Raw genomic sequence first — 15,520 nt, forward strand, 5'->3', positions numbered from 1 at the left:
CCGGACGGCTCTTGCTGTCAGGTCCGGTGTGATACGTTGCCCGGTGCCACTCTCGCGCGGCATCGACGTGTTCTCGGCAGGCCCAGACGCGGCCCCGGTCAGGATGGCCGAGAGGCGGGCCAAAACCGTAGGGCGCCGGGGCGCCGCATCGGCCGCAGGTGTGTGGGGTGCCTGCCATGTCACAGCCTCACCACCGCGATCAGCAGGGCGACGAAGGCCATAAGGGCGAGGATGGCGAGGGCTTCGATCATCAGACCCTCGCCCACGGGTAGGCCAGACGGACCACGCCGGAAGGCTCGCCGCTCTCGGCAAGGTCAGCGCGAAGGACACGACGCGTCTGGGTGCGGACGCTCTCTTTCGCGAGGCCCATGTCGTCTGCGATCCGGCTGAGGGTTTCGCCGCGATAGGCGCGGTCGAGAATGGTCAGCAGGCGCTCGTCGCTTTGTCGGGCTGACGCCTTCATGCCACACCTCGCCTTCCGGTCCCGGACCGGCGGGGTTGACGGGAGGGGGAGGAATCCCCACGTGCAATTGCATGCACCGAACTGTTTTGCTTCATGTATTCTCGGATGCGGTCAGCGACCTTCATCGTCGGGCTGGCTTCGCCGTCCTTCCACTTCTGCCACTGGCCCCATTGAGCATTGATGGCATCCCGGAGGAGCTTCTGGGGGCTAACCCCCTCGCGCGCGCAGTAGGCTTCAATGTCTGAGATGAGTTGTTCCATGCCGCGCATTATGGGGTATAATTACCCTATAAGGCAAGCGCAGATTTACTCCATTCGCATGGCCAAGGCCATGGGGTATATTTGCCCCATGGAAATGACTTTTATTGAAGCACTTAGGCACGCCATGAAGGTCACTGGACGCGGGAAATCCCTCCGCGACGTGGCCACCAGATCCGGTGTATCATACGACATTCTGAAGAACGTAAATCAGGGCAAGTCAGAGAAGCCGAACGCCGAAGATGCGACGAAGATCGCAGACTTCTTCGAGGTGTCCCTGTCTGACTTTTACGCAGGGAATGTTCGATACCTCGGTGACGAGGTCAATCCTGATGTCGTCCAGGGTGTGGCCAAGATGAACAGCATCATGCGCCGCCTTCGGAATCCGAGCAGCCACGAGCAACTGCGTCTCTTTGCTCAGTCTCTTCTTCGCGCTGAAGAAGAAGCTCTGCAAAACGGAGAAGATCAGAACGACCCTGTGGACTCAACCTCTCAAACACCTTCGTAACCCAATCGTCCCGCATCATCCCCTCCCTCGACTCGCGAACATATCGTGAACTTGATGTTAGGCAAGAATCCGCCTGCCGGTCAATTGTCCGAAAAGACGGTTGCGCAGGGGAAGGCGGTTAGCCTTTGTTAACAAGGGGTAAGCATGTCGGAGACGCCGCGCAGCGAGGAAGTTGAACAGATCGAGGCAGCCGCGCGCGTGGTGCTGGGACTGCTGCGCTTGCAGACCTTGCAGCCGGACACCGTGCCCTTGATGGACCTGCCGTTCGTCCTGCTGGCGGCCGCCGAGGAACGGCACCGACAGGGCGACTATGGCGCCGAGCGGATGCTGTGCGACTGGGCGGATATGCTGAGGGATTGGGAGGGTTAGCGGCCTATTCTTCTGGCAGGTGGATGACTTCGTGGACCTCCATCACCGCATAGGCTACCGGGCGACCGTTCGGAGCCTGGACGCGGACATCAACCACGAATCCCTTCTTGTAGAGGTTGTCGTCAGCATCGCGTATCTCGTGCTTTATGCGCTCTGCTGCAAGATCAGCGCCATACATGAGCGCCAAGGGGCGATCTGATATTTCTGAGATCAGAACGCGCTCACCAGATGGCTTTCCGACGCCGACGTCGGAGATGTCCGACCGTGTGAATACCATCAGCACCCGGTGATGAATCTTGCTGTGATCGTCGTCTTTCTTCTCTTGGGCGCGACGGTCCTCTATCGCGGCTATCGCCTCCCGCGCTTCCTCGGATGTGAACTGAAATCCGATCTTTATTTCCCGCTTTCCGTCCTCGAACACGGCAGCGGACAGGCTTGATGCAGCGTTCGGGTCGTTGGCTATTGCGACTACAGCGTTCAGGTAGTCTTTAACCTCTGCTTTGGTGTCTGGCTGCGCTGCTCGGTCTCGCCGGACGAAGGATTGGATTCGCGATCCCCACCTCCGAACGAAATCCTCGACCAGCATAAGGCTTTCAGCTTGACTCAGAGCGAACATCATCCCGGACCCAAGCAACGGGATGATATCTGCCTCGACACAGCCGGCCCGCACCTCCCTGACGTAGAACTCCGCCTTACCCTTGAAGTCCGGGTAACGCTCCCCGACGAAACGCTCCAATTCGTTTCCGATGCTGGTGAACGCGCCAACGAAGGCCCCCAGTTCAATCGGTTCGTCAGTGTCCAGCTTGAGGACGAGGTGTGCAGGAGCGTCTTTCATCGCGTCAGAGTAGCGAACCGGAAGCATCTGTCATCCCCGAATCGGCGGGCTTTTTCATGCGCCGCAGCCCGGCGCTGGCTACCGGGACTCGACTCCGGCGCGGAAGATGCCAGACTGGCCGCAGCGACAGTCTGCGATCCGAGAGGGCACCCGGAGACTGTCGTCAGGGGGTGGAACCCCTAAGTGGCCCATCCAGGGCTGCGAAGGCGGGATGCCATGAAAGGGCCTCATAAGCCTCATCCCGTCGCCGGCCGAAGGTGAGCGCTCACCCGAAGCCAAGCCGCCTCGCTAGGGCGGGGTATAAATACTGGGTGTGGCTTCAACCATGCCCGACGCGTCGGGCGCTGCTGCGGAACATCCAATGCAGAACCGATTGAAGGTGGCGGAACGGCTGCTGTTCGTCCTCGCGGCGATCATCACCATTCTGGCCGGGCTTCACGATCTGGGCCTCTGGCCCTTCTGACGCCCAGGGGGAGGTGCTTCAACGCCTCCCCTACCACCTTCCCACACCCCGAATCACACCCCTTCTTCCGCGCCAGGAACCGAGTCCCGGCTTGCCCTGTATAGCATGGGCGAATCGGGGGCGGAAGCAATGTGGAGTATTTTTACTCTTTTCTTGTTGACAGAGGGGTAAACTTACCCCATTCTTCATCTCAAGCCAAGCGACGAAGCCGAGCCTTGGCACCACCCCGAGATGGAGACACCCCCTGTCATGCAAGCCCCGCTATCCCCCGTTCCCGCCGGCCTGATCGCAGGCTTGTGCCTCGACAACCCGGACGTTGTTGACGCGATCCGGCACTGCTTCATCAGCATGGGCAGCGTCACGCTTTCCGCCCCGCTTCCTGAGCGCCCCGTGTGCGAGGTGGTGCAATGAAACGCTCCCTGATCATTCTCGCCCTGTCGGCATCTCCGGCCGTGGCGAACCCCGCCCTTGAGACTGTCTGCCGCGACGTTGCTGCTGTCGTCTATCGCGGTGTCGAGGACGGCCGCTCGCTGCACAGCTTCGAGACCGGCGCCGAATGGGCGGTCGGCTACATCCCCACCCAGCCGCATTCCGAAGAACGCAAGATGATGCTGTCCGCCTACATGGCTGGCTATGCGCAGGGTCTGATCGGCGGTGACTCCTTCGCCACTGCGGCAGACTTCTTCAATACCTGCATTTCGGAGGGCGCGTGATGTCCACCTTCCACCGTTACGACGAGCCCACGGACGGAACCGTTGTCGTTGTGCTGATCCTGTCCGCCGTCGCCATGCTGTTCTTCGGGATCGGCGCCTTTGCCGGATACGCATGGAGCGCCAGCGCCTCCCGCCCCGCCGACTGTTTCGCTCTCACGAGCCACGAATGTGCCGCTCTGATGGAGCGGCGCTGATGCTGTCCGCTCTCACCTTCATCGCCACCATCGTCATTTTCCGCCGTCCGCTGTCCCGCTTCGGTGACTGGTTCACCGCTGAGCGCGGGGCGAACGGGAACGGCTGGGTCTAAGGAGTATCGCCATGAAAACCATCGCCATCGCCTTTGGCCTCACGATGCTGGCCGGGTCAGCGCATGCGATCAGCGACGAAGGCTGGTTCTGCCCGCCGGGCACGGAGCTTTATCAGGGCCAATGCTGGGCGCCGACGCAGCCGGAACAGCCGCGCGGCGACGTGACAGGCGGCAATGCCACCAGCAAGTCGCAGGCGTCCAGCGCCGTAACCGTCAACAACCAGACCCGCAGCCGGGCTTCCGCTTCCAGCGCCATCGCGCCGCAGCTGAACGGCTACAGTTTCCCGAATTGCTTCGGGGACACCAATCCGAGCGGATCGTTCACCGCCGGCATGCAGACCTTCGGCTGGGGCGTCTCTGCCGGCAGCAGCAAGGCCAGCAATGTCTGCGCCGTTGCCGCTCTGGCCGGTCCCGAGGCGGCGCTGCGCTACCTCCAGCGCATGGACCGCAACGTCCCGCGCAATATCGTCATCCAGCAGCAGACCACCGTTCGCTGCCCGGCGAGCCACCCGGTTTTCGTCGAGGGGAAGGGGTGCAGGAAATGAGCCGGTTTGACTATCACACAGGAACCCTGACCATGGACGCCGCAGAAGGCTATGTCGAGGCCGAGGCGCTGTTTGAAATCGATGCCTTCTGGTCACGCCACCGCGACCGCTACGGCATGCGGTCCATTCAGTGGGTCAACAACATCTCTCTGGATAGCTGGACCTTCGACGGTCGCAAGCAGACCCGCGAAACTGCGGTTGCGCTGCTGGGCGAAGATGAGGTCGCGCGGCAGGAAGATCTTGCGCTGATCGAATGGCGCCAGACCGCAGAGCAAGACGACGCCGACGAATACGCCGATCAGATGCGCGACCTGCGCCACGATCTGGCAGCGGAATAGGAGCATCCCATGAACGCTATCGCAAAGCATGATGGGTCTGTCGCGCACCTTCCGGCCGACCCCATGATCAACATGATCGAGCGGCTGGTGTTGAACCCCGATGCCGACCTGGACAAGCTGGAACGGATGCTGGCGCTCAAGCGCGACCACGACCGGGACAACGCCCGCGTTGCGTTCGCTGCTGCGCTGGCGGCGGCCCGGTCCAAGATCCCGCCGATTGTCAAAGACGCCACCGTTGATTTCACGTCAAGCAAGGGGCGGACGCACTACAAGCATGAGACGCTGGCCGGCATCGCCAAGGTGATCGACCCGATCCTTTCGGAGTTCGGCCTGTCGTATCGGTTCCGCACCGATCAGGGCAATGGCGGCGTCCGCGTCACCTGCATCATCGCCCACGCGCACGGGCACAGCGAGGAAACGTCGCTGACGTGCGCGCCGGATGGCTCGGGCAGCAAGAACCCTTTCCAGGCCGTCGGAAGTGCGGTCACCTATTTGCAGCGATACACGCTCAAGGCGGCTCTCGGCCTGTCAGCCGAAATTGACGACGATGCGCAGAGCGCCGCGCCGCGCCCTGATGACAGGATCCGGGTCGAGGTGAAAACGATCAGCCAGGAGCAATTCGTCCAGATCCGCGAAAAGGCAGACGAGGCCGGCGTGTCCGAGGACCAGATCACCAAAGCTGCAGGCATCGAGCATTTGCACGACCTTCCCGCAGACAGCTTCGCGCCGCTGATGCGAAAGCTGCAAGCCACTATCAACGCCAGAAAGCCGGACGTGATCGACGCCAGCGAAATCCCCTATTGAGGCTCAAAATGAACGAGATGAATCCGCGCGCCGTCATGGGAGGCAACAACCCTCCTGATCCCATCGACGCTATTTGCGCTCAATACGAAAGTGAGCGCATGGAAGCAGAAAACTGGCTGGACGGAACGCCAGTTGAGAACGAAGGCCAGATGAAGGCCGTTGATGCGCTGCGCAAGGCAATGCGCGAGTTTCGGCTGGGTCTTGAGGCTGGTCAGAAATCGGCCACGGCCCCGCTCTATGACGCTTACAAGGCCGAGGGCGCGCGCTGGAAGCCGAGCATTGACGACGCCAAGCGCATCGAAAGTGGCCTTGTCTCTCTGGTTGACGGTTTCAAAAAGAAGCTGGCCGCCGAGAAGGAAGCCGCCGAGCGCGCGGCAAGGGCCGAGGCGGCGCGCAAGATGCGCGAGGCCGAAGAAGCCGCGCGCGCCGCGAATGCCGCTGACATTGAGGCGCAGCGCGCAGCCGCCGAGGCGCAGCGCGAGGCCGAAGAAGCGCAACGCCGCGCGGCAGCCGCAAGCAGGGACACCGTGAAGGGCCTGCGCACTGTCACGCGCTACCAGATCGAGGACCATCGCGCGGCCCTGCACGACATAGCCACCAATGACCGGGATGCCGTCACGGCATTCATCGAGGACTACGTGCGCCGCAACCACAAGGCCCGGTCGATCAATGGCGTCCGCGTCTGGCAAGAGAAAGAGGCTTTTTGATGGACGCCCTTGCTCCCTTCTACCGCCAAGGCAGCGCCATTCCGCTCACGGCCACCGACTACGCCAACCGCGCCGGCATGACCCTCCCGCAGGCCAAGGGCCTGCTTGCAAGGCTGCATCGTTCCGGTGCTGTCCAGCGCCAGCAGACCCATGAGGCGGTGCTGTTCTCCGTCAAGGAGGCCGGCCAATGACCGCCCTTCGCCCCATCCCCGATCAGGTCTGCCGTGGCGCCATCCAAGCCGTCCAGGAAGGCGGCTGGACACGCGGCGACGACCTTCTGCTTGACGCAGCCGCCATGCATATCATGGGCTTTCAGGCTTCCGACGAGGCCATCGAACACGCCCGCCATTACCTGCGCCGGGCCCTGGTATCCATGCGGCAGGAGGCTGGCTGATGCCGGTGATCTACCTGCTTGGTGACAGTCAGCGCGCCTATGCCGCCGAAGCGATCCGGCAGGCGCCGCAGTTCTCGACCGTCTCGATCCTCGCGCCGACCCGGACCCCGCCGCAGAACAAAAAGTTATGGGCCATGCTGCGCGACGTGTCGCAGGCCAAGCCCGAGGGACGGCTTTGGGTGCCTGACACGTGGAAAGCCGCGTTCATGCACTCGTCTGGGCACCAGTGCCAGTTTGCCGAGGGGCTGGACGGAAGCGGCCCGTTCCCGGTCGGCTACCGGTCGTCGCACCTGAATGTGCAGCAAATGCGCGATCTGATCGAGGTCATCTACGAATACGGTGCGCGCCACGCTGTGCCGTGGACCGAGGCGGAAAGGAGCGGTTTCGCATGATCCACACATCCCGCCTTGTCGAAGAAGCCAACCCAGCCTGTGCGCAATGCCATGGCAAAGAGCGGTTCGAGACGCAGAGTCAGGACAATGTTGTGAAGTCGTATTTCACCAAGGGCGGCCAAGAAATAACACCAGAAATTCTTAGGGAGTTAATTGATTACGATCCGAAAACAGGGGTTATGCTCTGGAAAGCCCGTGATGCGAAATGGTTTCGAAAAGAAAATCATTGTAAAGCGTGGAATACAAGACGCGCCGGCAAGCCCGCAGGAGATGATTCCCCGGTTCACGGATATCGCAGAGTAGTTGTTTTGTGGAAAATACTCCTCCAACACCGCGTGGCTTGGTGCATTCACTATGGATACTGGCCTACTGGTATTATCGATCACATCAACGGAAACAAGCTTGATAACCGCATAAACAACTTGCGGATAACAGACATGGCCGGAAATGCTCACAACTTAGCAATGAGCAAAAAAAACAAAAGCGGCATCAGTGGAGTCTACCAAACTAGAGGGAAGTGGGTAGCCCAAATTGGCATTAACAATAAGAAGATTTCTCTAGGAACGTTCGCCACCCTAGAGGAAGCGGCGGCAGCTAGGGGCGCGGCAGAGAAGGTTCTTGGGTATCATGAGAACCATGGCAGACGCCGAAGTGCAGAGCATATCGGTGAGGTGCGGTCATGACGTTCCTCGCCCGCCTCAAGGGGCCGATGGGCCAGAAGGTCGGCAACGGCAAGACCCGCCGCGACCACAAGACCGCCGACGAAAAGCGCCACATGCAAGCCGTCGCTCACCTGCCCTGCTTGGTGTGCGGCTGCTGGCCGGTCGAGGTCCATCACGAAGGCAAGCCGCGCAGCAATATGCGGCTGCTCCCACTCTGCCCGCGCCATCATCGCCGCGAATTCGGCCCCGGCGCCTATCACTACTCTCCGCGCGCTTTCTATGCCGCACACGGATCTAGCGAGGAATTACTGGCCCGCGTGGACCGGATGATTGCGCAAAACGACGACCAAATCCTGGGCGACTGGTTCTGACCGGCCCGGCAAGGAGGTATATCCATGACCATCATTTTTGACGACACCCCGAAATACCCCGGACTGCGCGGCGATCTGGCGCGGGTCACATCCATTGAAGACCGGGTGCTGATCCGCGCCGTGGATACGATGGCCGAGGAAGGCGTGACCATCGCCATGACCATGCAGCAGGCCTGCGCCTTTGCCGCCGCCATCGTACGCGCGGCTGCGGATATTCAGGAGGCATCGGCATGACCCCCATCGACACGGCAGAACTGGAACGGCTTGACGACATCCTGCGCGACCCGCTTTCCGGGCTGATCTGAGATAACCGCATCATGGCGGCTGACGCGATCCGCGAAGTCCTCGCCCGCCGGAAGGCAGCGGCGGGCATGCGCGCCCTGCTGCTGGCGGGCTGCGATCTGCTGGCCGATGAATACGATAACATCAAAACCAGCATCACGATGCCCGACGGCAGCCTTTCGACCGACCCGCTCGATGCGTGGGCCGTCGAAAAAGTTTCGGCGATGGATGACTGGATCGCCAGCGTCAAGGCCACGCTCTATCCCACCACCCCCGAAGCCGAAGGAGGCAGCGATGACTGATGCGCCTGAATTGATCTGGGCAGATCAGGACAACCTCACTTGGGTTGAAGCTAATCCCTATGAGGTGATGAAGGACTGTGAGGCAGCCTATGTCCGCTCCGACCTCTGCGCCTCGGGCCAGCAGGTGCGGGCGCTGATTAAAGCCGGTCGGGCTATGGCTGATGCCGCCGAGCACGGGGTTGTTGCGTCTACTCTTGTGGTCAACTGGGATAACGCGGAAGCCGCCCTGACGCCAGCCCCACAGGACGAACAGCAGTTGATGACTGACGATGAAATTTCGGAATTCGTCCGGGAAAACGGACGTCCAGAAGATATTTTCCTCTACTTACAACCGGCCGCAACCCCGACCGCGCAAGAGGCGGTGCCTGCCTGCGCTGCCTGTGAGGACAACCCCAAGCACCCGAATATCCCGTGCGCCGTCTGTGGCGCCCACCCGCCCCAGCCCAGCGAGACGGTCGCGGCGGTGATAGAGGCGGCGAATATGGCGCGGAACCGCCTCGAAATGATTGCGGATGCTGCATGGCGGGGAGACGGGCGCGACCTCAAGCGCAGCGTCGCCGGGGTATTTTCCGATTTCGACGCCGCCCTGCGCGCCCTGAAAGGAGAGGAGTGATGGCTAGGTTCACCGACTTCATTCCGATGCAAAAAGAACTGCGCCAGACGAAGGCTGACCTCGCAGCAGCCCGCGCCGAGATCGAGCGGCTGACCAAGGCCCACGATACGGTTTGCGGGGCACTGGCGGAAGCGATCAAACGCGCTGAGAAAGCCGAAACCGCCCTTGAAGCCTATGGCCGCGAGAAGGCGCTGGAGGGAATGCAGCGGGCGGTCGACAAAATAATGGATCGGATCAACAACACGGACTTTGCAATGAATTATCATGCCCCACTGACCTCATTTTGCAAATCCATCCTCGCTGAAATGGAGACGCTGAAATGACACAGACCCCGTGCCTACACCCCCATGGCGATATTATCGACGGATATTGGCTGTGTGGTCGATGTTATGAAAAGCTCCCAGAAAGGCCCGTAAAATACAGCAAGGGCAATCGTGCGATCAGTGTAAACGGCGCTGAATATTTCCATCAAATTCCAATCTATGCTAAAATACGTAAAGCATCCAACGGATGGTCGCTGTCTAAATTCGTAGAGGCGATGGTGAGAAGACTTATAGCTAAAGCAGATTTCGAAAAATCTGACGCGATCAGTTATGCAATTGATCTTCTGAAAATTCAGGGGATTGAGTTTGGGTCTGGCGATTACGCATGGGATACCGTAGCAGCTTGGGATATTATATACGACGATATGCAGTATTGGGATCGTGATGCGGGGGGGAATCAATGACCGACACGCGGGAACTGGTGGAGCTCTTGCTGGCATACGATGCAAGGACTGCCACAGGTCGCCTAACCCATCGCGCAGCCGACCTCATCACCGCTCTGGCCGAGGAAAACCGGAGGCTGCGGGAGGCGCTGGAACCGTTCGCAGCCATTGCCGACCTTTTCGATAGCGAGGTGGAAGGGCACGCGGACACCGACGAATTGTCGCTGTTCTATGGCGACGGGGCCAACTGGCTGGCAGATCGCTTTACCTTCGCGCAATTCAATGCCGCCCGCGCCGCCCTGTCCAGCACGGGGGAGAAGGGGGTGATGGCATGGAAGAGCGAGTTTCTGCCGTGTCCGCTGTGTGGGCAGCCAGTTTTCGTCAATTGCGACGACTACAGCCCCGCGTCCAGTGGACGGTTCTATACCGAGTGCCAAACCGTGGACTGCATCATGCCAAACTGTGAGCATGATAGCTATGAGGCGCTGCGAGATGGGTGGAACCGCCGCACCGGACAGGGAGGCGGGGATGAGTGAAGCGATGGACAAGCTGATTGCGGCGGTGGAGCGTGGTGACCTGACCATTGACGGCGCCCCGGCCCTGTCTCTGGAAATGTCGGGCATCGTCCACGGCGCTTTGGGCGACGACCTATGGGCTACCTGCGTCGATGCGTTCGATGGCTCGCTAGACGCCGCCCTGTCTCTGATGCAATGCCTGCTGCCCACTGGTCAATCGCTCATTGGCACCCACACGCCACGCGCGCATGTCAGCCTAAATGATGGCTTCGCAATAACATGCTTTTCGGACACCCCCGCCCGCGCTTGGCTCATCGCGATCCTGAAAGCGTATCGCACCGCACAGAGGGAGGCGTAGATGGGGAGGCCGGAAACCACGCTCAAGCGCATGCTGATCGCCAGCAAGGAAGCCGGCTATATCGTGGCCGGCGCCAAGGCCGAGGGCGACAAGATCGAACTGATATTCGAGACGCCGAAGGATGCCCTGCCCGCTGACCTGATCAATTGGAGCCGCAAGAGGTGAAGCGGTCTTTGCCAAGCTACGTTTATAAAAAAGGCAAGAAGGGCTATCTCTATTTCTGCCGTTGGGGCAAGACCCAGAGGATGTATGCTGCGCCGGGAACAGCCGAGTTTGCGGCGGAATATGCCCTGCTGATGCGCGGCCGGCCACCTGCCCCGAAGCGCACGATCAAGGGCCTGATCCAGAAATACATGGAATCCGAACGCTGGCCCGCGCTCGCTCAGAACACCAAGAAATCCTATCGTCGGCATTTCGGCTATCTAGAAGAGGTTGCGGGTCACATCGATCCGGCCACGCTGCGCACCGCCCATATCTACGAGATGCGGGACGCGCTGCGAGACACGCCCACCGACGCCAACCGCAAGATCGGCACCCTATCCACGCTGCTGGCGCATGGCGTTCGGATCGGCTGGTTGGACCGCAACCCAGCCGAGGGGGTCGAGAAGCTCAAGGGCTTGCGCCCACCGCGCGAGCCTTGGCCGGATGCCAAGATCAAGGCGTTCAGAGGGGAGGCCGCGCCCCTGCCCTTGCTCATCTTCGAGATGCTGCTGGGGACAGGGCAGCGAATCGGGGACGTGCTGAAAATGCGCTGGGACGATATCGAGGACGGCGGGATCTGGGTTCGGCAACAGAAGACCGGGGCCGGCATCTTCGTGCCGTTCACCGATGGGCTGGCCGCGATCCTCGAACAGACGCCACGACAGGGCGAGACAATCATAGCGCAGCCAAACGGCCGGCCGTGCAGCTACTCGCTAGCCCACAAACTGGTGACGGAAGTGCGGGTCAAGATCGACGCCATGGCTTGGGACATACATGCCCTGCGCCATTCCGCCGCCGCTGAAATTGCCAGCCTGCCGGGCATGAGCATTGAGCATGTGATGGCAATCACGGGCCATTCGAGCGAGCAAATGGCGCGCCACTACAGCCGCAAAGCCGACATGCGCGCGAAGGCCAGAGAGGCGCAGAACGCACGGCGAACGAAAGGGGAATCGGGAAATGCAGGCTGAAACGGCATATTCGGACTATGAAAAATCAACACGTTACGGTAAAATGGATATGGTTCAGGAACATCTCCTTGGTCAGCGTCGTGCCCTTGCGCAGGCTCAGAAGCTCCAGGATCTGGTATTCCTTGCCGGTCAGATTGACCGCGCGCCCGCCCACCTCGACCGAGCGTGCGTCCAGGTTCACCACCATCTCGCCGGTGCGGATCACCGACTGGCTATGGCCCTTGGAACGGCGGATGATGGCCTGGATGCGGGCGACCAGCTCCTCGCGGTTGAAGGGCTTGGTCATGTAGTCGTCGGCACCGAAGCCAAAGCCGCGCAGCTTGCTTTCGGTGTCGTCCGAGCCGGTCAGGATCAGGATCGGCGTGTCGATGCGGGACATGCGGATCTGGCGCAGGACCTCCATGCCGTGCATGTCCGGCAGGTCCAGGTCCAGCAGGATCAGGTCGTAGTCATAGAGCTTGGCAAGGTCGATGCCCTCCTCGCCCATATCGGTGCGATAAACATTATAACTCGCGTTCGTCAGCATCAGCTCGATGCTGCGCGCCGTGGTCGGATCATCCTCGACCAGAAGGATTCGCATGTCATTTCCCCTTGCTAACCAGGCTACTGGCAAAACCTCTCAGCAAAAGGTTAATATCACGTTACCGGCCTATTTATCAAATTTGTCTCAACTTACGGTTGCCGAAATTTCTGCAGATGCGTGATTTTCAGCGCATTGCGGCCATGCTGGCGAAAGGCGCTGGCCCAGGCGTCGAACTCTTCCTCGGTCAGGCCATAGCGGCGAATCGCCTCGTCCCGCGACAAGAGGCCGTAATGCACCGCATCGACCACCGCCGCCTTGCGGCTGGCCACCCAGCGGGTCTGCGGCTGGGGCAGATCGGCCTGGGTCAGGATGCTGCCATCGGGCAGGATCACGGTGCGCAGACCGGGAGTTTTCTTCAAAAACATCGGCAAGTCCCTGTTCTCTCTGCCTCCTTGTGTCGCAAACTTCTTAAGCCCCGGTGAAGTGGCGCAGGGTTTTTCCAGGCCCGGCCCTTGAGAATTGCCGGTTTTTACCTATAAATGTCATGAACTGCGGGCCAGAGCAGCGCGCCCGCGCAAAGGACGATCCATGACAGCGCCAAGCCCCTCTCTGCGCCATGACGCGCCAGATTCGACCGTGAATTCGCTGGGCTTTGCCAAGCCGCCGGCGCAGACGCGCGTGGTCGTGGCCATGTCGGGCGGCGTGGACAGCTCGGTCGTGGCCGCGATGCTGGCCGCGCAGGGCTATGACGTGATCGGCGTGACCCTGCAGCTTTACGACCATGGCGCGGCGCTGGCGAAAAAGGGCGCCTGCTGCGCCGGGCAGGACATCCACGACGCCCGCCGCGTGGCCGAGCGCATCGGTTTTCCGCATTACGTGCTGGATTACGAGAACAGGTTCCGCGAATCGGTGATCGAGGAATTCGCCGATGCCTACCTGGCCGGTGCGACGCCGGTGCCCTGCATCCGCTGCAACGAGCGGGTGAAGTTCCGCGACCTGCTGGAGACGGCGCGCGAGCTTGATGCCGATTGCATGGCGACCGGGCATTACATCCGCCGCTTCGACGGCCCGCGCGGGGCCGAGCTGCACATGGCGGCCGACCCGGCCCGCGACCAGAGCTATTTCCTGTTCTCGACCACGCAGGAGCAGCTGGATTTCCTGCGCTTCCCGCTGGGCGGGCTGGCCAGCAAGGCCGAGACGCGGGCGCTGGCGGCGCAATACGGGCTTTCGGTCGCCGACAAGCCCGACAGCCAGGACATCTGCTTCGTGCCCGATGGCGACTATGCCGGCGTGATCGAAAAGCTGCGCCCCGGCGCCGCCGATCCGGGCGAGATCGTGGACATGGACGGCAACATCCTGGGCACGCATCGCGGCGTGATCCATTACACCATCGGCCAGCGCCGCGGCCTGGGCATCGGCGGCCTGGGCGATCCGCTTTACGTGGTGCGGCTGGAGCCCGAGACGCGGCGCGTCGTCGTCGGCCCCAAGCAGGCGCTGGCGACCCGGATCGTGCCGGTGACCGAGGTGAACTGGCTGGGCGACGAGCCCTTCGCCGGCGAGATCCCGATCACCGCCCGCATCCGCTCGACCCGGCCGCCGCGGCCGGCCATCCTGCGCGCGACCGGCGAGCGGCGCGCCGAGATCGAACTGCTGGCCCCGGAAGAGGGCGTCAGCCCCGGCCAGGCCTGCGTCTTTTACGCGACCGAAGGGACGCGCGTGCTGGGCGGCGGCTGGATCTCGCATCGCCGCGGCGGCTGAGTTCAGGCCGCCGCAGCCAGCAGGCGGATGCGCTCGACCATGGCGCGCAGCCCGTTCGAGCGCTGCGCCGAAAGATGCTCCTCCAGCCCCAGCCGGCCAAGCTCGGCACTGGCGTCGATCGCCGCCACCTCGCCGACCGGCACGCCGGAATAAAGCGCATGCAGGATGGCGATCAGCCCGCGCACGATCAGCGCATCGCTGTCGCCCTGGAAGTCGAAGCGGCCAGCCTCGATCCGGGGCATGATCCAGACCTGGCTGGCGCAACCCTCGACCTTGGTGGCGGGCACCTGCAACGAGGCATCCATCGGCGCCATCGCCTTGCCCAGTTCGATGACATGGCGGTAGCGCTCTTCCCAATCCTCCAGGAAATCGAAGGTCTCGGCGATTTCTTCAAAGGCGGGCGTGGCCATCGGGGCATCCTCTCGCATCGGGCGGCACTGGCATAGCGCGACGGGGCGGCAAGGTCAAAGAGGCTTTCGCGCCCGCCCGACTTGGCCTATCACTGCGCCAAAGACTTGGGAAAACGGGGGCAGCCTTCATGCGGTCGGGAACCTTGGGCATTCTTGCCTGTGCGATGCTGGTGCTGGGCGGTTGCGGCCGCATGGGGGACAGCAGCCTGAACCCGTTCCGCTGGTTCGGCGGCGGCAGCGGCGCGCCCCGCCAGCAGACGCTGGAGCCCGAAGGCGGCTATCCGACCGCGATCGAGGACGGCCGCCTGCCGCTGGCGCAGATCACCAGCGCGAAATGGGAGCCGCTCTACGAAGGGCGGATGCTGGTCGTGACCGGGCTTGCCGCCAGCAAGGGCTGGTGGGATGTGGCGCTGGTCACCGAGGTGCCGATGCCCAGGGGACGCATCCGCCCCGATCAGGACGGCGTGCTGCGCCTGCGGCTGGTGGGCAAGCCGCCCCTGCCCGACACCTTCGCCGCCGCCAACCCGCCGCAGCCTGCCAGCGATACGGTGACGGTGGCGCTGACGCTTCCCAACGCCGCCCTGGCGGACCTGCGCGAGGTGGTGATCACCGGCGCCGGCAACGCCATCACGCTGCGCCGCTGACGCCGGGCCCAGGCTCGGTTCGGCAGCGCGAAAGGCTGCAGGCAAACCGCGACCGGCACGGTTGCGCCATGGGTATTTGAGGAACGGAGAAGACGTGGGCGGCGCCAGGATC

General features: G+C 62.1%; 28 protein-coding genes and 1 pseudogene. 24 read left to right on the forward strand and 5 right to left on the reverse strand.

What is annotated here, in order from left to right:
- Positions 1-250 precede the first annotated feature (250 nt).
- Positions 251-463, reverse strand: coding sequence for a hypothetical protein (locus E3U25_RS06710; RefSeq protein WP_116220855.1), 213 nt, complete (start codon positions 461-463; stop codon positions 251-253).
- A gap of 258 nt (positions 464-721) precedes the next feature.
- On the opposite strand from E3U25_RS06710, the gene E3U25_RS06715 reads away from it, so the two are divergent.
- A complete protein-coding gene (locus tag E3U25_RS06715; RefSeq protein ID WP_147304458.1) occupies positions 722-1,228 on the forward strand; it encodes a helix-turn-helix domain-containing protein in 507 nt (168 codons plus the stop codon).
- 144 nt (positions 1,229-1,372) lie between these two features.
- On the forward strand, positions 1,373-1,597 hold the full coding sequence (locus tag E3U25_RS06720) for a hypothetical protein (protein ID WP_116220852.1): 225 nt from the start codon (positions 1,373-1,375) through the stop codon (positions 1,595-1,597).
- 4 nt (positions 1,598-1,601) lie between these two features.
- On the opposite strand, the gene E3U25_RS06725 is transcribed toward E3U25_RS06720, so the two are convergent.
- A complete protein-coding gene (locus tag E3U25_RS06725; protein WP_166435392.1) occupies positions 1,602-2,459 on the reverse strand; it encodes a hypothetical protein in 858 nt (285 codons plus the stop codon).
- Positions 2,460-3,302: 843 nt separating this feature from the next.
- On the opposite strand from E3U25_RS06725, the gene E3U25_RS06730 reads away from it, so the two are divergent.
- The 20 genes from E3U25_RS06730 to E3U25_RS06825 all read left to right on the forward strand — a co-directional run bounded on the left by E3U25_RS06730 (position 3,303) and on the right by E3U25_RS06825 (position 12,073).
- Positions 3,303-3,608 carry a hypothetical protein gene (locus E3U25_RS06730; RefSeq protein ID WP_116220851.1) on the forward strand — a complete coding sequence of 102 codons (306 nt, stop codon included), beginning with the start codon at positions 3,303-3,305 and terminating at the stop codon, positions 3,606-3,608.
- Positions 3,608-3,802, forward strand: a complete 195-nt coding sequence (locus E3U25_RS06735; RefSeq protein WP_116220850.1) for a hypothetical protein — start codon at positions 3,608-3,610, stop codon at positions 3,800-3,802. Before E3U25_RS06730 ends, E3U25_RS06735 begins: the two co-directional genes overlap by 1 nt.
- 124 nt (positions 3,803-3,926) lie before the next feature.
- Positions 3,927-4,460: a hypothetical protein gene (locus E3U25_RS06740; RefSeq protein WP_116220849.1), complete on the forward strand. Its 534-nt coding sequence runs from the start codon at positions 3,927-3,929 to the stop codon at positions 4,458-4,460.
- The gene (locus E3U25_RS06745; protein WP_147304457.1) at positions 4,457-4,798 is read left to right on the forward strand and encodes a hypothetical protein; all 342 of its coding nucleotides are present in this window, start codon (positions 4,457-4,459) and stop codon (positions 4,796-4,798) included. The genes E3U25_RS06740 and E3U25_RS06745 overlap by 4 nt, the downstream gene beginning before the upstream one ends.
- 9 nt (positions 4,799-4,807) lie before the next feature.
- Positions 4,808-5,602, forward strand: coding sequence for an ERF family protein (locus E3U25_RS06750; RefSeq protein ID WP_116220847.1), 795 nt, complete (start codon positions 4,808-4,810; stop codon positions 5,600-5,602).
- Between the two features lie 8 nt (positions 5,603-5,610).
- Positions 5,611-6,309 carry a hypothetical protein gene (locus E3U25_RS06755; RefSeq protein WP_244294897.1) on the forward strand — a complete coding sequence of 233 codons (699 nt, stop codon included), beginning with the start codon at positions 5,611-5,613 and terminating at the stop codon, positions 6,307-6,309.
- Positions 6,309-6,500: a hypothetical protein gene (locus tag E3U25_RS06760; RefSeq protein ID WP_116220846.1), complete on the forward strand. Its 192-nt coding sequence runs from the start codon at positions 6,309-6,311 to the stop codon at positions 6,498-6,500. The genes E3U25_RS06755 and E3U25_RS06760 overlap by 1 nt, the downstream gene beginning before the upstream one ends.
- Positions 6,497-6,703, forward strand: coding sequence for a hypothetical protein (locus E3U25_RS06765; RefSeq protein WP_116220845.1), 207 nt, complete (start codon positions 6,497-6,499; stop codon positions 6,701-6,703). Before E3U25_RS06760 ends, E3U25_RS06765 begins: the two co-directional genes overlap by 4 nt.
- Complete coding sequence (locus tag E3U25_RS06770) at positions 6,703-7,095, forward strand: recombination protein NinB (protein ID WP_116220844.1); 393 nt, start codon at positions 6,703-6,705, stop codon at positions 7,093-7,095. Before E3U25_RS06765 ends, E3U25_RS06770 begins: the two co-directional genes overlap by 1 nt.
- On the forward strand, positions 7,092-7,778 hold the full coding sequence (locus E3U25_RS06775) for an HNH endonuclease signature motif containing protein (protein ID WP_116220843.1): 687 nt from the start codon (positions 7,092-7,094) through the stop codon (positions 7,776-7,778). The genes E3U25_RS06770 and E3U25_RS06775 overlap by 4 nt, the downstream gene beginning before the upstream one ends.
- On the forward strand, positions 7,775-8,128 hold the full coding sequence (locus E3U25_RS06780; RefSeq protein WP_147304456.1) for a DUF968 domain-containing protein: 354 nt from the start codon (positions 7,775-7,777) through the stop codon (positions 8,126-8,128). Before E3U25_RS06775 ends, E3U25_RS06780 begins: the two co-directional genes overlap by 4 nt.
- Positions 8,129-8,152: 24 nt before the next feature.
- Positions 8,153-8,362 (forward strand): hypothetical protein, encoded by a 210-nt coding sequence (locus E3U25_RS06785; protein ID WP_116220841.1) that lies wholly within the window; start codon positions 8,153-8,155, stop codon positions 8,360-8,362.
- An 83-nt stretch (positions 8,363-8,445) separates the two neighbouring features.
- Positions 8,446-8,712 (forward strand): hypothetical protein, encoded by a 267-nt coding sequence (locus E3U25_RS06790; RefSeq protein ID WP_116220840.1) that lies wholly within the window; start codon positions 8,446-8,448, stop codon positions 8,710-8,712.
- On the forward strand, positions 8,705-9,325 hold the full coding sequence (locus E3U25_RS06795) for a hypothetical protein (protein ID WP_116220839.1): 621 nt from the start codon (positions 8,705-8,707) through the stop codon (positions 9,323-9,325). Before E3U25_RS06790 ends, E3U25_RS06795 begins: the two co-directional genes overlap by 8 nt.
- Positions 9,325-9,648 carry a hypothetical protein gene (locus E3U25_RS06800; RefSeq protein WP_116220838.1) on the forward strand — a complete coding sequence of 108 codons (324 nt, stop codon included), beginning with the start codon at positions 9,325-9,327 and terminating at the stop codon, positions 9,646-9,648. The genes E3U25_RS06795 and E3U25_RS06800 overlap by 1 nt, the downstream gene beginning before the upstream one ends.
- On the forward strand, positions 9,645-10,052 hold the full coding sequence (locus E3U25_RS06805; RefSeq protein WP_147304455.1) for a hypothetical protein: 408 nt from the start codon (positions 9,645-9,647) through the stop codon (positions 10,050-10,052). The genes E3U25_RS06800 and E3U25_RS06805 overlap by 4 nt, the downstream gene beginning before the upstream one ends.
- The gene (locus tag E3U25_RS06810; RefSeq protein ID WP_116220837.1) at positions 10,049-10,567 is read left to right on the forward strand and encodes a hypothetical protein; all 519 of its coding nucleotides are present in this window, start codon (positions 10,049-10,051) and stop codon (positions 10,565-10,567) included. Before E3U25_RS06805 ends, E3U25_RS06810 begins: the two co-directional genes overlap by 4 nt.
- Positions 10,560-10,904, forward strand: coding sequence for a hypothetical protein (locus tag E3U25_RS06815; protein WP_147304454.1), 345 nt, complete (start codon positions 10,560-10,562; stop codon positions 10,902-10,904). The genes E3U25_RS06810 and E3U25_RS06815 overlap by 8 nt, the downstream gene beginning before the upstream one ends.
- Positions 10,905-11,069 (forward strand): hypothetical protein, encoded by a 165-nt coding sequence (locus E3U25_RS06820; protein ID WP_166435391.1) that lies wholly within the window; start codon positions 10,905-10,907, stop codon positions 11,067-11,069.
- Between the two features lie 8 nt (positions 11,070-11,077).
- Positions 11,078-12,073, forward strand: coding sequence for a tyrosine-type recombinase/integrase (locus tag E3U25_RS06825; protein WP_244294894.1), 996 nt, complete (start codon positions 11,078-11,080; stop codon positions 12,071-12,073).
- Positions 12,074-12,116: 43 nt separating this feature from the next.
- Here E3U25_RS06825 and E3U25_RS06830 read toward each other — a convergent pair.
- Positions 12,117-12,653 (reverse strand): annotated as a pseudogene (locus tag E3U25_RS06830) (response regulator); the annotation flags it as partial.
- 92 nt (positions 12,654-12,745) lie between these two features.
- The gene (sciP, locus tag E3U25_RS06835; protein WP_036754658.1) at positions 12,746-13,021 is read right to left on the reverse strand and encodes a CtrA inhibitor SciP; all 276 of its coding nucleotides are present in this window, start codon (positions 13,019-13,021) and stop codon (positions 12,746-12,748) included.
- Between the two features lie 163 nt (positions 13,022-13,184).
- Between sciP and mnmA the strand changes: the two genes are divergently transcribed.
- Positions 13,185-14,354, forward strand: a complete 1,170-nt coding sequence (gene mnmA / locus E3U25_RS06840; RefSeq protein ID WP_036754660.1) for a tRNA 2-thiouridine(34) synthase MnmA — start codon at positions 13,185-13,187, stop codon at positions 14,352-14,354.
- 2 nt (positions 14,355-14,356) lie between these two features.
- Here mnmA and E3U25_RS06845 read toward each other — a convergent pair whose 3' ends face one another.
- Positions 14,357-14,764 (reverse strand): SufE family protein, encoded by a 408-nt coding sequence (locus E3U25_RS06845; protein ID WP_036754663.1) that lies wholly within the window; start codon positions 14,762-14,764, stop codon positions 14,357-14,359.
- Between the two features lie 128 nt (positions 14,765-14,892).
- Between E3U25_RS06845 and E3U25_RS06850 the strand changes: the two genes are divergently transcribed.
- Positions 14,893-15,408, forward strand: a complete 516-nt coding sequence (locus E3U25_RS06850; protein ID WP_116220833.1) for a hypothetical protein — start codon at positions 14,893-14,895, stop codon at positions 15,406-15,408.
- Positions 15,409-15,520: the final 112 nt, after the last annotated feature.

It is taken from the genome of Paracoccus versutus, assembly GCF_029909795.1.
Classification (GTDB): Bacteria; Pseudomonadota; Alphaproteobacteria; order Rhodobacterales; family Rhodobacteraceae; genus Paracoccus; species Paracoccus versutus.

What these genes read in the sequence shown, in the direction of transcription:
- E3U25_RS06775 (WP_116220843.1), top strand. Translation starts at nt 7,092, where the DNA reads ATGATCCACACATCCCGCCTTGTCGAAGAAGCCAACCCAGCCTGTGCG.
- mnmA (WP_036754660.1), top strand. Translation starts at nt 13,185, where the DNA reads ATGACAGCGCCAAGCCCCTCTCTGCGCCATGACGCGCCAGATTCGACC.
- E3U25_RS06815 (WP_147304454.1), top strand. Translation starts at nt 10,560, where the DNA reads ATGAGTGAAGCGATGGACAAGCTGATTGCGGCGGTGGAGCGTGGTGAC.
- E3U25_RS06760 (WP_116220846.1), top strand. Translation starts at nt 6,309, where the DNA reads ATGGACGCCCTTGCTCCCTTCTACCGCCAAGGCAGCGCCATTCCGCTC.
- E3U25_RS06780 (WP_147304456.1), top strand. Translation starts at nt 7,775, where the DNA reads ATGACGTTCCTCGCCCGCCTCAAGGGGCCGATGGGCCAGAAGGTCGGC.
- E3U25_RS06725 (WP_166435392.1), bottom strand. Translation starts at nt 2,459, where the DNA reads ATGCTTCCGGTTCGCTACTCTGACGCGATGAAAGACGCTCCTGCACAC.
- E3U25_RS06765 (WP_116220845.1), top strand. Translation starts at nt 6,497, where the DNA reads ATGACCGCCCTTCGCCCCATCCCCGATCAGGTCTGCCGTGGCGCCATC.
- E3U25_RS06800 (WP_116220838.1), top strand. Translation starts at nt 9,325, where the DNA reads ATGGCTAGGTTCACCGACTTCATTCCGATGCAAAAAGAACTGCGCCAG.
- E3U25_RS06715 (WP_147304458.1), top strand. Translation starts at nt 722, where the DNA reads ATGCCGCGCATTATGGGGTATAATTACCCTATAAGGCAAGCGCAGATT.
- E3U25_RS06710 (WP_116220855.1), bottom strand. Translation starts at nt 463, where the DNA reads ATGAAGGCGTCAGCCCGACAAAGCGACGAGCGCCTGCTGACCATTCTC.
- E3U25_RS06790 (WP_116220840.1), top strand. Translation starts at nt 8,446, where the DNA reads ATGGCGGCTGACGCGATCCGCGAAGTCCTCGCCCGCCGGAAGGCAGCG.
- E3U25_RS06720 (WP_116220852.1), top strand. Translation starts at nt 1,373, where the DNA reads ATGTCGGAGACGCCGCGCAGCGAGGAAGTTGAACAGATCGAGGCAGCC.
- E3U25_RS06770 (WP_116220844.1), top strand. Translation starts at nt 6,703, where the DNA reads ATGCCGGTGATCTACCTGCTTGGTGACAGTCAGCGCGCCTATGCCGCC.
- E3U25_RS06745 (WP_147304457.1), top strand. Translation starts at nt 4,457, where the DNA reads ATGAGCCGGTTTGACTATCACACAGGAACCCTGACCATGGACGCCGCA.
- E3U25_RS06730 (WP_116220851.1), top strand. Translation starts at nt 3,303, where the DNA reads ATGAAACGCTCCCTGATCATTCTCGCCCTGTCGGCATCTCCGGCCGTG.
- E3U25_RS06845 (WP_036754663.1), bottom strand. Translation starts at nt 14,764, where the DNA reads ATGGCCACGCCCGCCTTTGAAGAAATCGCCGAGACCTTCGATTTCCTG.
- E3U25_RS06750 (WP_116220847.1), top strand. Translation starts at nt 4,808, where the DNA reads ATGAACGCTATCGCAAAGCATGATGGGTCTGTCGCGCACCTTCCGGCC.
- sciP (WP_036754658.1), bottom strand. Translation starts at nt 13,021, where the DNA reads ATGTTTTTGAAGAAAACTCCCGGTCTGCGCACCGTGATCCTGCCCGAT.
- E3U25_RS06850 (WP_116220833.1), top strand. Translation starts at nt 14,893, where the DNA reads ATGCGGTCGGGAACCTTGGGCATTCTTGCCTGTGCGATGCTGGTGCTG.
- E3U25_RS06795 (WP_116220839.1), top strand. Translation starts at nt 8,705, where the DNA reads ATGACTGATGCGCCTGAATTGATCTGGGCAGATCAGGACAACCTCACT.
- E3U25_RS06755 (WP_244294897.1), top strand. Translation starts at nt 5,611, where the DNA reads ATGAACGAGATGAATCCGCGCGCCGTCATGGGAGGCAACAACCCTCCT.
- E3U25_RS06810 (WP_116220837.1), top strand. Translation starts at nt 10,049, where the DNA reads ATGACCGACACGCGGGAACTGGTGGAGCTCTTGCTGGCATACGATGCA.
- E3U25_RS06820 (WP_166435391.1), top strand. Translation starts at nt 10,905, where the DNA reads ATGGGGAGGCCGGAAACCACGCTCAAGCGCATGCTGATCGCCAGCAAG.
- E3U25_RS06740 (WP_116220849.1), top strand. Translation starts at nt 3,927, where the DNA reads ATGAAAACCATCGCCATCGCCTTTGGCCTCACGATGCTGGCCGGGTCA.
- E3U25_RS06735 (WP_116220850.1), top strand. Translation starts at nt 3,608, where the DNA reads ATGTCCACCTTCCACCGTTACGACGAGCCCACGGACGGAACCGTTGTC.
- E3U25_RS06785 (WP_116220841.1), top strand. Translation starts at nt 8,153, where the DNA reads ATGACCATCATTTTTGACGACACCCCGAAATACCCCGGACTGCGCGGC.
- E3U25_RS06805 (WP_147304455.1), top strand. Translation starts at nt 9,645, where the DNA reads ATGACACAGACCCCGTGCCTACACCCCCATGGCGATATTATCGACGGA.